This window comes from Micromonospora sp. NPDC023869 (assembly GCF_055559695.1).
In genome coordinates this window covers 1-13,096 of record NZ_JBVHKD010000011.1, presented here as the reverse complement: position 1 = coordinate 13,096, position 13,096 = coordinate 1, and the positions used below count along the sequence as shown (strand labels likewise).

Annotated in this window: 13 protein-coding genes and 1 tRNA gene; 4 read left to right on the top strand and 10 right to left on the bottom strand. The window is 74.3% G+C overall.

What is annotated here, in order from left to right:
- Positions 1-51 precede the first annotated feature (51 nt).
- Positions 52-798, bottom strand: coding sequence for an SAM-dependent methyltransferase (locus ACZ31C_RS25370; protein ID WP_465797397.1), 747 nt, complete (start codon positions 796-798; stop codon positions 52-54).
- Positions 799-927: 129 nt separating this feature from the next.
- Here ACZ31C_RS25370 and ACZ31C_RS25365 point away from each other — a divergent pair, with 129 nt between their 5' ends.
- The 3 genes from ACZ31C_RS25365 to ACZ31C_RS25355 are packed head-to-tail and all read left to right on the top strand — an operon-like array spanning position 928 to position 2,553.
- Positions 928-1,830, top strand: a complete 903-nt coding sequence (locus ACZ31C_RS25365) for a universal stress protein (RefSeq protein WP_465797396.1) — start codon at positions 928-930, stop codon at positions 1,828-1,830.
- Positions 1,831-1,870: 40 nt separating this feature from the next.
- The gene (locus tag ACZ31C_RS25360) at positions 1,871-2,086 is read left to right on the top strand and encodes a phosphatidylethanolamine-binding protein (RefSeq protein ID WP_396746097.1); all 216 of its coding nucleotides are present in this window, start codon (positions 1,871-1,873) and stop codon (positions 2,084-2,086) included.
- Positions 2,083-2,553: a hypothetical protein gene (locus tag ACZ31C_RS25355; RefSeq protein WP_465797395.1), complete on the top strand. Its 471-nt coding sequence runs from the start codon at positions 2,083-2,085 to the stop codon at positions 2,551-2,553. Before ACZ31C_RS25360 ends, ACZ31C_RS25355 begins: the two co-directional genes overlap by 4 nt.
- Before the next feature lie 27 nt (positions 2,554-2,580).
- On the opposite strand, the gene ACZ31C_RS25350 is transcribed toward ACZ31C_RS25355, so the two are convergent.
- Positions 2,581-2,784 (bottom strand): hypothetical protein, encoded by a 204-nt coding sequence (locus tag ACZ31C_RS25350; protein ID WP_465797394.1) that lies wholly within the window; start codon positions 2,782-2,784, stop codon positions 2,581-2,583.
- Between the two features lie 106 nt (positions 2,785-2,890).
- Between ACZ31C_RS25350 and ACZ31C_RS25345 the strand changes: the two genes are divergently transcribed.
- Complete coding sequence (locus tag ACZ31C_RS25345; protein WP_396746100.1) at positions 2,891-3,538, top strand: hypothetical protein; 648 nt, start codon at positions 2,891-2,893, stop codon at positions 3,536-3,538.
- A gap of 9 nt (positions 3,539-3,547) precedes the next feature.
- Here ACZ31C_RS25345 and ACZ31C_RS25340 read toward each other — a convergent pair whose 3' ends face one another.
- The 8 genes from ACZ31C_RS25340 to fdh all read right to left on the bottom strand — a co-directional run bounded on the left by ACZ31C_RS25340 (position 3,548) and on the right by fdh (position 12,706).
- A complete protein-coding gene (locus ACZ31C_RS25340; protein ID WP_162854401.1) occupies positions 3,548-3,724 on the bottom strand; it encodes a hypothetical protein in 177 nt (58 codons plus the stop codon).
- A gap of 68 nt (positions 3,725-3,792) precedes the next feature.
- The gene (locus ACZ31C_RS25335; protein ID WP_013733930.1) at positions 3,793-3,990 is read right to left on the bottom strand and encodes a hypothetical protein; all 198 of its coding nucleotides are present in this window, start codon (positions 3,988-3,990) and stop codon (positions 3,793-3,795) included.
- Positions 3,991-3,994: 4 nt separating this feature from the next.
- On the bottom strand, positions 3,995-5,797 hold the full coding sequence (selB, locus tag ACZ31C_RS25330; protein ID WP_465797393.1) for a selenocysteine-specific translation elongation factor: 1,803 nt from the start codon (positions 5,795-5,797) through the stop codon (positions 3,995-3,997).
- Between the two features lie 2 nt (positions 5,798-5,799).
- Positions 5,800-7,104, bottom strand: coding sequence for an L-seryl-tRNA(Sec) selenium transferase (gene selA, locus ACZ31C_RS25325; RefSeq protein ID WP_465797392.1), 1,305 nt, complete (start codon positions 7,102-7,104; stop codon positions 5,800-5,802).
- 20 nt (positions 7,105-7,124) lie between these two features.
- Positions 7,125-7,220 (bottom strand) — tRNA-Sec (locus ACZ31C_RS25320).
- Positions 7,221-7,263: 43 nt separating this feature from the next.
- Positions 7,264-8,364 carry an NrfD/PsrC family molybdoenzyme membrane anchor subunit gene (nrfD, locus tag ACZ31C_RS25315; protein WP_465797391.1) on the bottom strand — a complete coding sequence of 367 codons (1,101 nt, stop codon included), beginning with the start codon at positions 8,362-8,364 and terminating at the stop codon, positions 7,264-7,266.
- Positions 8,361-9,416, bottom strand: a complete 1,056-nt coding sequence (locus tag ACZ31C_RS25310; protein WP_465797390.1) for a 4Fe-4S dicluster domain-containing protein — start codon at positions 9,414-9,416, stop codon at positions 8,361-8,363. Before ACZ31C_RS25310 ends, nrfD begins: the two co-directional genes overlap by 4 nt.
- Positions 9,416-12,706: a formate dehydrogenase gene (gene fdh, locus ACZ31C_RS25305; protein WP_465797389.1), complete on the bottom strand. Its 3,291-nt coding sequence runs from the start codon at positions 12,704-12,706 to the stop codon at positions 9,416-9,418. Before fdh ends, ACZ31C_RS25310 begins: the two co-directional genes overlap by 1 nt.
- Positions 12,707-13,096: the final 390 nt, after the last annotated feature.

The window sequence follows — 13,096 nt, the reverse complement described above, 5'->3', positions numbered from 1 at the left end:
GAAGATACTTGCTCTGGGGCAAGCATCATACGGAGGCGGTTCCATCCATGGTCACCCGGCCGACCGCACCGCCACCGCGCCGTGGAACGCGTCCGGCACCGCCTCCGGCGGGCCCTGCGGTCGCCAGTCGGTCACCGGCACGATGCCGTCCTCGGTCGGCGTCCACCGGCCCAACAGCGGCCGGAACGCCGCCGGTGCCCGCATCCGGAACGCCGGGCCCATCATGGCCAGCGCCTCCGGATGACCGGCGAGTTCCTCGGTGTCGAAGTCGATCGCCAGGTGGCTGCCGGGCGCGGCGGCCGTGTAGAGCTCGTCGAGGGTCCGGGCGAGCGTCTCGTCATCGAGGAAGGCGGCGAGCCCGAGGAACACCACCCCCACCGGCCGCCGGCCCCAGCCCGGCACGAACCGGTGCAGCGACGCCGGGTCGATCGTGCCGACGTCGGTGGCGTCACCGAAGCCGTAACCGGCCCGGTCGCTGCCGGCCAGGATCTGCTGCCCCAGCCGGATGGTCACCGGGTCCACATCGGTGTAGAGCACGGTGGCGTCGGGCGCGGCCTCGTGCACGTTGCCCATCGTCGGCACCCCGGCACCGAAGACCAGGAAGCTGTCCACGCCGGTGGCGGCGATCGCCCGGACCGCCCGGCCGAGGAAGGCGCGCAACGCCCGGAACACCGGGGCGCAGGGCCCGTACGCCTGCTCGAAGGCCCGGGCCGCCGCCACGTCGACCGGGTAGTGGTGCTCCCCGCCGAGCCAGAAATCGATCATCCGTGCGGTGCTCGGCTGGTCGGGCTCCACCATCGACGACGCTCCCTCCCCGGGCAGTCGCCGTCAGCGTACCGACCCGGTGCCGCTGCGCGGTATCGCCCCGCCGGGCCCCCACGGGCCGCGATACTGGCCGCAACGACGACCGGCGGCGGGAAGGTGCTCGTGGACCCGATCAACGGCGCGGCGGTGGTGGTCGGTGTGGACGGCTCCGAGCCGTCCCGCGCCGCGATCCGGCTCGCCGCCACCGAGGCGGCCCGACAGGACCTGCCGCTGCGGGTACGGCACGCCTTCATCTGGCCGCTGCTGCGTACCCCGGTCAACGCGGTCACCGACGACCGACCCGGCACCGGGTTGCGGGAGCAGGCCGAGCAGGTGGTGGCCGACGCGGTCGACGAGGCCGCAGCGGTCGCGCCCGGCCTGCGGGTCACCGGCGAGATCGTCGACGGCGAGGCCGCCGCGGCGCTGCTGGACGCGGCGCCCACCGCCGCGATGATCGTCCTCGGCCACCAGGGCCTCGGCGGGCTCGGCGCCCTGGTGGTCGGCTCGGTGACGGTGAAGGTGGCCGCGTCGGCCGGCTGCCCGGTGCTGGTGACCCGGAGCGCCGAGCCCGCCGACGGACCCGTCGTGGTCGGTGTGGACGGCACCGAGACGTCCCGGTACGCGATCGAGTTCGCGGTCCGCGCCGCCGCCCTGCGCGGCGCCTCCGTGGTCGCGATCCACGCCTACCGGCACCCGGTCTCCACCGGCCCCGGCGACATGCAGCCGCTGGTGTACGACGAGTCCGAACTGCGCGCCGACGAGGACCGGCTGCTCGCCGAGTCGCTCGCCGGTCTGGCGCAGCGCTACCCGGAGGTGTCGGTCACCCGCGAGTCGGTACGCGGACGTGCCGGCACCGTGCTCGCCGACGCCTCCCGCCGCGCCCAGCTGTTGGTGGTCGGCGGTGCCGGTCACGGTCCGGTCGGCGGCCTGCTGCGCGGCTCGGTGAGCCAGGCGGCCCTGCGCCACAGCCACTGCCCGGTCGCGGTGGTCCCCGCGCCGGGGGTTGCCGGCGGTCCACGCGGGTAGACGGGCACGTCCGTCACCGCGACGACCGGAGGAGACAGCGATGCCAGGACCGCGTCCGGGTAGCAACGCCTACGACAAGCAGCGCGCCCGCATCCGCAACGCCATCGACGACTCGGGCCGGCACACCTCGGACCAGAAGGCCGACGAGACCGCCAACCGGATCCTCCAGGAGGATCGGGGACAACGCGGCGTGGCGCGGGGCGAGCGCACCTACGGCCCGAAGGGCAACCGCGAACCGGGCGACCCGAAGAAGTGAGGGGCGGGCACCTGGCCGACGGGCTCATCGCCGGGGCGGTGGGCACCTTGGCCCTGAACACGGTGACCTACCTGGACATCGTGGTGCGGGCCCGCGCGGCCAGCCAGACCCCGCAGGAGAGCGCCGGCCGGGTGGCCGACGCGGCCCACCTGCGCCTGGGTGCGCCGCCGCAGGCCGCCAACCGGCGCTCCGGGCTCGGCGCGCTGATGGGGTACGGCCTCGGTGTGGCCGCCGCCGTCGGTTTCGCCGTCCTGACCCGGGGCCGGCGGCAGCCGATGCTGCGCGCCGCCGCGCTGCTCGGCGGCGGGGCGATGACGCTCTCCGACGGGTCGTTGACGCTGCTCGGCGTCACCGACCCGCGGACCTGGCGGCGCGTCGACTGGCTCGCCGACCTCGTCCCACACCTCGCGTACGGGGTGACGGCCGCAGCCACCTGGAACCGGCTGCGGCCGTCGGGGCACCGGTAGCGCGCACGCCGTACCGGTGCGGATGGGTCAGCGTCGGTTGCTGTCGTCGTCGGCGACCGGCTGCTCGGTCGGGCCGTACCGGGACACCTGGCCCCGCGGCACGGGACGGCCGGTGTCACCCGACGAGGAGCCCCGGTGGGCCGGATGACCGGATGCCTGCGGCGCCTTGTTGTACTGGCTGGTGCCGCCGCGCTCGTTGCGGCGGAACTCCTCCTGCTGCGGGTTCGTCACGGTGCTCTCCCTTCCCTCGCCGACCGCATACCCGCCGCCGACCGCCGCATTCCGCGTCCCGGCCGGGCGCAGGGCTAGTCCGGGCCACAACGGGTACCCCCGCCAGATGGGCGATCACCGCGAGATGGCACAGGCCCTGCTCACCCGGCGCACGTACGCCGAGGAGGCGGGGATCACCCTTGCCGACCGGCCCGCGCCGCTGTACCAACTGCTGGTGCTCGTCACGCTGTTGAGCACCCGGATCCGGGCCGGGGTGGCGGTGGCGGCGGCCCGGGAGCTGTTCGCCGCCGGTTACCGCACCCCGCAGGCGATGGAGGCAGCCCGCTGGCAGCAGCGCGTCGACGCGCTCGGGCGCGGCCACTACCGCCGCTACGACGAGCGGACCGCCACGATGCTGGGCACCGGTGCCCGACTGTGTCTGGATCGGTGGCACGGCGACCTGCGTCGGCTGCACCGGGAGGCGGGCGGCGACCGGACCGCGTTGCGCCGGCTGCTCACCGAGTTCCCCGGCATCGGGCCCACCGGGGCGGACATCTTCCTGCGCGAGGTGCAGAGCGTCTGGCCGGAGTTGCGCCCGTACGCCGACCGGCGGGCGGTCGCCGGCGCCAAGCGGCTCGGGTTGCCGGCCGCCCCGGACCGGCTGGCCGGGTTGGTCGACGACGACGACTTCGGTCGGTTCGCCTCGGCGCTGGTGCGGGTGGCGCTCGGCGAGGAGTCGGCGGGGCAGCTCAACCGGCGTGTCGCGGCCCGCTGACCGGCGTCGTCAGGCGTCGCCGGGTTTGGTCAGGTGCCACACCAGCAGGGCGGCGAGCAGGGCCAGCACCACCAGGCCGCCGGAGATCCCGCTGCCCTCGGTCTCCGACCGGCCGGTAGTGCCGAAGTAGATCACCGCGAGGCCGGCCAGCACGGCGACGACCTTGCGGATACCTCGGTCCTTCATCCGTCGCACGATAGGGACGAACAAGCGCGAATGCCGGTTTTCGACCGCTCTGTCCCCCGACTGGGCGATCAGTCGGTCTCCAGGTCGTCCAGCGAGATCTTGTGGCTCATCAGCCAACGGGCCAGCGCCGACATCCCGAACAGCCACAGCGGCGCCGACTCGGTGGTGCCGTTGGTGGCGAAGATGGCGAACCTCAGGTCCGGCGCCCGGTACGCCTCGATCCGCCAGCGGTGCTGCCGGTCCCGCCAGACCGCGGAGGGGTCCATGGCGTCACGGTAGGCGTCCCGGACTCCCACCGGTCGGCGGATCGGCGGAATCCGCGTCGACCACCACCCGGGCGTCGTCCGGCAACCGGCGGGTCCGGCCCTGCCGGTCCAGCAGCTCCAGCAGCGGCACCGCCACCCGGCGGGTGGTGTCCAGCGCCTGCCGGGCGGCGCTGAGCGTGAACGGCTGCGGCAACCCGGCGAGCACCCGCGCCGCCTGCTGTGGCGCGCCGGGCAGCAGCAGCACGTTGCCGGTCAGGCGCAGCAGCGCGCCGGCGCGGACCGCCGCGCCGATCTCGCGGACCCCGAGGCCGACGGCGGCCAGTCGGTCGGCGTCCGGGGCCCGGAACGGGTACGCCACGAAGTCGTCGCGGACCAGCGCCACCGCGCGGACCACCGGTTCCGGCAGCGGATCCGCCCCGGCCGCGCCGACCCGACCGGCGGACAGCCGCAGTGGCGCCCGCACCAACGCCTCGACCAGCACCCGGTCGGGCAGGTCGAGCTGCCGACGCAGCACCTCCACCGGGGCGCCCGGCTCCAGCGGATGCTCCCGGGTGTAGCGGGCCACCGCGTCGGCGAGCCGCCCGGCCAGCCGCGCCCAGTGGTCCGGATCGGCCAACCAGTCCCCCGCCACCGGGGCCACGTGCACCGGCACGCCCGCGCGAACCAGGTCCCCGGCCCGGACCAGGCCGCGTCGCCGCAGTTCACCGGCGAGATCCGGACGACCGTCCAGGGTGGCCAGCACGGCCGCCCGGGCCACCGCCGCACCCCGGCGACGCAACGGCGGCGGCAGCACGTCCAGCACGGTCACCCCACCGGCGACGTGGTGACGACCCGGGTCACGCAGCAACGCCCGGTCACCGACGAGCAGCGGCACCGGACGCCCCAACCGCAACCGCAGGGTGTCGCCGCCCAGCGGACGCACCCGCGCCGACACGGCCGCCGCACCCACGTGCAGGGTCAGTGTGGCCGGCAACTCGGCCACCGCGTCACCGGCCAGCCGCACGTCGACCAGGTCGGTGGAGCGGAACCGGCCCGGGGTGAGCAACGCGTCGCCGCGCCCGATCCGGTCCCGGGACACCCCGCGCAGGTTGACCGCCACCCGGGCGACCGGGTCGACGGTGTCGCGGGCCTCACCCATCCGGTGCAGGCCACGCACCCGCACCGTCTCGCCGGTGCCGGCCAGTTCCAGCTCGTCACCGACGCGCAGCCGGCCCGCGCCCAGGGTGCCGGTGACCACCGTGCCACTGCCGCGCACCGTGAAGCTGCGGTCGACCCAGAGCCGCACCGGGGCCGCGCGGTCGGCGGACGGCATCCGGGCGGCCAGCCGGTCCAGCGCGGCACGCAGCTCGGGCAGGCCGACGCCGGTGACCCCGCTGACCACCACCGCCTCCACCGCGCCCACCGTGCTCGACGCCAGCTCGGCCCGGGCGCGCGCCAGCGCCGGCCCCGGGTCGGCCAGGTCCGCGCGGGTCACCACGAGCAGGCCGTACGCGACGCCGAGCGCGTCCAGGGCGGCCAGGTGCTCGGCGGACTGCGGCATCCAACCCTCGTCGGCGGCGACGACCACCGCCACGGCGGGCACCGGCCCCACTCCGGCGAGCATGTTCGGCACGAACCGTTCGTGGCCGGGCACGTCCACGAAGGCGACGGTGGCCCCGGACGGCAACGTGGTCCAGGCGAAGCCCAGGTCGATGGTCATGCCCCGGCGTCGTTCCTCCGCCCAGCGGTCCGGTTCCATCCCGGTCAGCGCCCGCACCAGCGTCGACTTGCCGTGGTCGACGTGCCCGGCGGTGGCCACCACCAGCATGGTCAGTCGCCGTCCGGCACGGCCAGCACGGTGGCGCGCACGGTCGCGTCGGCGTGCTCCGGCACGCACCGCAGGTCCAGCAGCAGCCGGCCCCGCGCCACCCGGCCGAGCACCGGCGGGTCACCGGTGCGCAGCGGGCCGGCGTAGCGCACCGGCAGGCTCAACGCCCAGGAGTCCAGCTCCACGCCGGGCGCGCCGCCACCGCCCACCACGGCCACCGACGGCACCACGTCGGCCTTGCGGCCCTCGGCGGCCAGGGCGTCCCGCAGCCGCTCGGTGCGGGCCCGCAACACCGCCGTGTCGGCGTGCAGCGCGGTGCGGGTGGGGGTGGCCGGGTCGCCGAGGGTGGCGGCGAGCGCGGCCAGGGTCAGCTTGTCCACCCGCAGCGCCCGGGCCAGCGGAGAGCGCCGCAGCCGCTGCACCAGCGCGGCCGAGCCCAGCAGCAGCCCGGCCTGGGGGCCACCCAGCAACTTGTCGCCGCTGGCGGTGACCAGGTCCGCCCCGGCCCGCAGGGTGGTCGCCGCGTCCGGTTCGTCGGGCAGCAGCGGATCGGGTGCCAGCAGACCCGACCCGATGTCCACCACCACCGGTACGCCGAGCGCGGCCAACCGCCGGACCGGCACCGCTGACGTGAAACCGGTGACCCGGAAGTTCGACGGATGCACCTTGAGCACGAAACCGGTCTCGGGACCGATCGCGGCGGCGTAGTCGGCCACCGTGGTGCGGTTGGTGGTGCCGACCTCCCGCAGTCGCGCCCCGGTGCTGGTCAGCAGGTCCGGCAGGCGGAACCCGTCCCCGATCTCCACCAGCTCGCCCCGGCTGACCACGATCTCGGCGTCGGCGGCCAGCACGGTGGCCGCCAGCACCAGGGCGGCGGCACCGTTGTTGACCACGTGCACCGCCTCGGCCCCCGGCACGGCGGCGGCGAGCGCGTCGACGGCGTCGCGGCCCCGCCGGGCGCGGCGGCCGGTGCCCAGGTCCAGTTCGACGTCGGTGTGACCGGCGGCGGCGACCACGGCGGCCACCGCCGCGTCGGAGAGGGCGGCCCGCCCGAGGTTGGTGTGCAGCAGGACACCGGTGGCGTTGAGCACCGCACGCGGGGCCGCCGACGGCAACGCGGCCAACGCCTCGGCGGGTACCGCCTCGGGGGTGATCTCACCGCGGCGGGCCCGGTCCTGGGCCTGCCGGACGGCGGCCTTCACCCGGTCCCGGCCCAGGGCGGCAGCGGCCGCGACCAGCCGGGGATCGGCCAGCAGCACGTCGGTACGCGGCACCCGGCGTCGCGGGTCGACGCCGCCGTCGCCCATCGCGTCATCTCCTCACCGTGTGGCGGAGACGGACGGGAATCGAACCCGCCTGGCCCGGATCCCGGACCACACCGGTTTTGAAGACCGGGAGGGGCACCAGCCGCCTGAACGCCTCCACCCCGCATTGGATCACAGCACGCGCCCGGCCGTACCGCCGAGTCACTGCTCGGTCGTCGGCGCCTCACCGGCGCGCCGCGCCAGACGCTCCCGCTGCGGCAGCACCGTGTACTTCGGATCCCGGGCCGAGGCCAGGCCCGCGTGGAACACCCCGAAGCGGGTCGCCACCGACGCGGCCAGCAACGCCGCGCCGGAGACCGCCGACAGCACCCGGCTACGGGCACCCAGCAGAGCCCCGGCCACCCCGGCCACGGTCAACGCCCGGCCGGCCCGCAACAACCGGCCGCCGCGACCGGTGCGGTAGGGCTCACCGAGCAACCCCAGCCGGGTCTCCAACCGATGCGCGCCGACCAGCTCCAGACCGGCGCCGGCCACCGCCATCCGCCGCGCCGGACCGGCCTGCGCGGGCGGCACCGCGAGCAGCCCCACCCCGGCGCCGCTGGCCAGGGCGCTGCCGGCGAAGACGAACGGCAGGTGCGGGTACGCCTCGTGCCACGACGGCACGGCCGTGTCCGCCAGCAGCACCGCCGTGTACGTGCCCAGCGCCGGGGCGGTCACCGCGGCGGCCAGCCCGGCGGCGTGCCCCGCCGGCGGCAACGCCCGACGGACCAGCCCCAGCGGACCCCGCTCGGGCAGCAGCGGCGCCGCCTCGGCGATCGCGGCCAACCCGGCCGCCGGCCCGTACGCGCTCAGGATCCACGTCCCCACCGACATCGGCGACGTCGGTTTCGCCACCCGCAGCATGTGGTGGAACCGCTCCGGCCGACCCAGGTCCTTGACCAGCAGGCCCGCACTGGCGGTGACCGCGACCAGCGCGGTGACCCGACCGACCCGGCGCAGCGCCGGACGGCCGGTCACCTGCCCACCCGCCGCCAGCAGCGACGAGCCGGCCGCCAGCCCACCGGTGAACAGGTACGCGGCGATCTCCCAGGTCCACACCGGCGGTTTCAGGATCGGCCGCCCGTAGTAGGAGCGGAACTCCGCCGGGGGCACCGCCAGCTCCTCGCCGCCGCGCCTCCCGCGCCCACCGCCCCGCCGACCGCCGGTGCCGCCACCGGTCGCCTGGTCGCCGGTCCCGCCACGAGCCGCCTGGTCGCGGAAGCGACGGAACTTGTCACCCACCTCCGGATGCTGCGGGTTCATCGCCGGCCACCGAGGAACGCGCCGACCGCCACCGCCGCCATGGCCAGCGCGGCGACCCCGGCCCGCTGCCACATCCTCGGCAGGTCCCGGGTGGTGACCTGCGGGTCCGGTGGCAGGCCGTACACCTCCGGTTCGTCGAGCAGCAGGAAGAACGCGCCGTCGCCGCCGACCCCGTCGGCCGGGTCGTGACCGTAGAGCCGCGCCTCCGACGCCCCCCGCTCGTGCAGCGTGGCGACCCGGGCGGCGGCGCGTTCCCGCAACTCGTCGAGCGGGCCGTACTGGATCGACTCGGTCGGGCACGCCTGGGCGCAGGCCGGCGTCATACCGGCGCCGATCCGGTCGTAGCACAACGTGCACTTCCACACCCGGCCGTCGTCGACCCGCCGGTCGATGACGCCGTACGGGCAGGCCGAGACGCAGTAGCCGCAGCCGTTGCAGATGTCCTCCTGCACCACCACCGTGCCGAACTCGGTGCGGAACAGCGAACCGGTCGGGCAGACGTCCAGGCAGGCGGCGTGGGTGCAGTGCTTGCACACGTCCGACATCATCAGCCAGCGGAAGTCCGACCGGCCCTGCGCGCTGCCGGTACGCCCCGGCGGTCCGGCGGCCGGCATCCCCAGGAACTCGGTCATCCGGGCCGCTGCCGCCGGATCACCCGACGGCAGGCCGGGATCGGTGCCGGTCGGGTTGCTCGTGTGGGCGGCGGTCGCCGCCGAGGCGGCGCTGACCGGGTCGCCGGTGGGGGTGCCGGCGAAGGGTGCGTCGCGGTGACCGGGGGGACGGGGCTGCTCCACGAAGGCCACGTGCCGCCAGGAGTTCGCGGTCAACGCGCCGGTGTTGTCGTACGACATGCCGAGCAGGTCCAGGCCGGAGGCCGGCACCCCGTTCCACTCCTTGCAGGCCACCTCGCACGCCTTGCAGCCGATGCAGACGCTGGTGTCGGTGAAGAAACCCATCCGTGGGGGCGCGTCGACCCACCCGGACGCCGACGCCGGCTGGTACTCCGGGCTCGGCGACGCGGGCGGGCCCGACCGGTGCTGCGGGTCGACCATCAGTGCGTCCCCTCCTCGTCGCCGGTCCCGGTCGGCGTAGTCGGCACACCGGGAGTGACCGCCGGCGGGGTGCTGCCCGGCACGATGCCGGCCCGGTCACCGTAGTCGCGGACCAGCTCGCGCAGGGCCACTCCGGTGGGACGCCGCCCCGGACGCACGTCACACGTGCCGATCTTGCTCTCCTGGATCAGCACGTTCGGGTCCAGGGTGATGCCGAACAGGTCGTTCGCCGAGTCGCCGGTGACCAGCCCCTCGAACCCGAAGTGGTACGGCAGCCAGAGCTGGTGGATCACCCGCCCGTCCACCCGCAACGGCACGATCCGATCAGTGACCAGCACCTTCGCCTCGATCACCGCACGGGAGGTGACCAGGTGCGCCCACCCCAGATGGATCAGCCCGACCAGGCCGGCCAACTCCGGGGACACCTCCACGAACATCTCCGGCTGCAACTCCGCAAGCGGCCGTACGGTGCGGCTCATCCCACCCGCCGTGTGGTGCTCGGTGAGCCGGCTGACCGTGAACACGTACGGGAAGACCTGACTATGCGGCGCGGGCGGACTCGGGTTCGTCGGGTTGACCGGATGCGCGTACATCTTGCGGGTCGGGTTGGCCTGCTGCGCGTAGAGCGGGTTGCGCACCGGCGACTCGGCCGGCTCGTAGTGGGTCGGCAACGGCCCGTCCAACACCCCGCTCGGCGCGTACAACCAGCCCTTCCCGTCGGACTGCATCACGAACGGGTCGTCCCCGGCCAGCGCCGCCGGACCGGTGGCACCCTCCGGCGGCCGGTACGACGGCGGTTTCGTCACCTCGAAGTCCGGCACGTCACGCCCGGTCCACCGGCCCGCCTCAGCGTCCCACCACACGTAGCGCTTCCGCTCGCTCCACGGCCGCCCCTGCGGATCCGCCGACGCCCGGTTGTAGAGCAGACGCCGGTTCGCCGGCCACGCCCACCCCCACTCGGCGGCCACCCAGTCCTGCTCGTGACCGGGCCGCCGCCGGGCCGCCTGGTTCACCCCGTCGGCGTACACGCCGGTGTAGATCCAGCAGCCCACCGCCGTCGTACCGTCGTCGCGGGCCTCGGCGAACGCGGACAGTGGGCGGCCGGTGGTGGTGTCGTACCCGTTGATCTCCCGCAGCACCGCCTCGGCGTCCGGCTCGTCGCGCGGGCCGTGCGTGGGGTAGTCCCACGCCAGGTCCAGCAGCGCCCGGTCGCGCGGCAGCGACGAACCCGCCAGCCTCTCCCGCAGCCGACGCCCCAGGTGATAGAAGAACCACAGCTCGGAGCGGGCGTCACCGGGCGGGTCGACCGCCTTCTCCCGCCACTGCACCAGCCGCTGGGTCTGGGTGAACGTGCCCTCCTTCTCCACGTGCGAAGCGGCGGGCAGGAAGAACACCTCGGTACGGCACTCCTGCGGCACGATCTCACCGGTGGCGACCTCCGGACCCCGCTGCCAGAAGGTCGCGCTCTCGATCATGAACAGGTCGCGGACCACCAGCCAGTCCAGGTTCGCCATGCCGAGCCGCTGCGCCCGCCCGTGCGCCGACCCGACCGCCGGGTTCTGCCCGAGCAGAAAGTACCCCTTGATCTTGCCCGCGATCATGTCGAGCACCTGCTGGTACGTGCCGTGGTCGCCGGTCATCCGAGGCAGGTGGCCGTAACAGAAGTCGTTCTCCGGCGTCGCCGCGTCCCCCCAGTACGCCTTGAGCAGACTCGCCGCGTACGCGCGGGCGTTGCCCCAGAACCCCTTCTGCCCCGGATGCCGGATGTCGTCCACCCAGTCGTCGAAGGTCACGTGCTTGGCGTGGTGCGGCATCGGCAGGTAGCCCGGCAACAGGTTGAACAACGTCGGGATGTCGGTGGACCCCTGGATGCTGGCGTGCCCACGCAGCGCCAACACCCCACCACCCGGACGACCCACGTTGCCCAGCAGCAACTGGATGATCGCCCCGGTGCGGATGTACTGCACGCCCACGGTGTGCTGGGTCCACCCCACCGAATAGATCAGACACCCGGTCCGCTCCCGGCCCGAGTTCTCCGTCCAGGCCCGGGCCAACTCCAGGAACCTCTCCCGGGGCAGGCCACACACCCGCTCCACCATCTCCGGCGTGTAGCGGGCAAAGTGCCGCTTGAGGATCTGGTAGACGCAGCGCGGATGTCGCAGCGTCTCGTCCCGGTCGGTCCGACCCGACACCGGCGCACCGTGCGACTCGTGGCGCAGCCCCGCGGCGGTGTCCCGCTCGTCGGCGGTGCCACCGCTGCCCGAGTCGCCCTCGTGGCCCGCGTACTGCCAGCTGTCCTGCACGTAGCTACCGGTCTCCGGGTCCCACCCGGAGAACAGCCCCTCGGCGTCCTCGGCGTCGACGAACTCCTCACTGACGATCGTCGCCGCGTTGGTGTACGCCAGCACGTACTCCCGGAAGTCCAACTCGTTGGCGAGGATGTGGTTCACCACCGCACCCAGCAGCACGATGTCGGTGCCCGCCCGGATCGGCAGGTACGCGTCGGCGACCGCGCTGGTCCGGGTGAACCGAGGATCGACGTGGAAGACCTTCGCCCCGCGCTTCTTCGCCTCCATCACCCACTGGAAGCCCACCGGATGGGCCTCGGCCATGTTCGAGCCCTGGATGACGATGACGTCAGCGTTCGCCACGTCCTGTTGGAAGACCGGCGCACCACCGCGACCGAAACTGGCTCCCAGACCGGGAACCGTGGCGGAGTGTCAAATCCGGGCCTGGTTCTCGATCTGCAACGCGCCCGCCGCGGTGAACAACTTCTTGATGAGGTAGTTCTCCTCGTTGTCCAGCGTCGCCCCACCCAGGCTGGCAAAGCCCAGCGTGCGGTTCAACGGACGGCCCTGCGCGTCGACGTCCTCCCAGGTCTGCGCCCGCGCCGCCAGCACCCGATCCGCGATCATGTCCAGCGCGGTGTCGAGGTCGAGGTCCTCCCACTCGGTCCCGTACGGCCGGCGATACCGCACCGTCGTCTGCCGCAACGGACTGGTCACCAGGCTCTTGCTGGCCGCACCCTTTGGGCAGAGCCGCCCCCGGGAGATCGGGCTGTCCGGGTCGCCCTCGATCTGCGTCACCCGGCCGTCACGGACGAAGACCCGCTGACCACACCCCACCGCGCAGTACGGGCAGACCGACCTGGCCACCTCGTCGGCGTCCTCGGTGCGAGCGGTGAGCCCGGCACTGCGTGCGGACTGGGCGGCGGCGCCCCGGCCCAGCGGGTCGGTGCCGGTGAGCTGCCGGTACACCGGCCACCCCAGCAGCACGTCCCGCAGTCCCACGCCCGCCTCCTCGGTCCCCGCTCTGTCCTGACCTTAGGCCAGCTCCGGCAGGCAGGCGAGCGGGGCGGCAGAACCGGTTCGGAACGGACGTCGCCCCCGACCCGTATCGGGCCGGGGGCGACGGTGGGTGTCGGTGCGCAGGTCGCCTCTCGGCGAGTGGCGCGACGCGGCTCCAGCCGAACGGTATTCCGCGACGGCGATATAGGTGAGGCCCGGGGACACTGGATCACACCGACGCTCGGTACAACCGACCCACGCCCACTCTTGTTCCCCCTCCCCCACGTCTCAACCCTGATGTAAGGAGGGGTCCCCTGCTAACGCCTGGTGTATAGGAAGGGACCCTTCCTAACATCTCCCCCACCGCAGACGCAGACGCCGCCGGCCGGCACC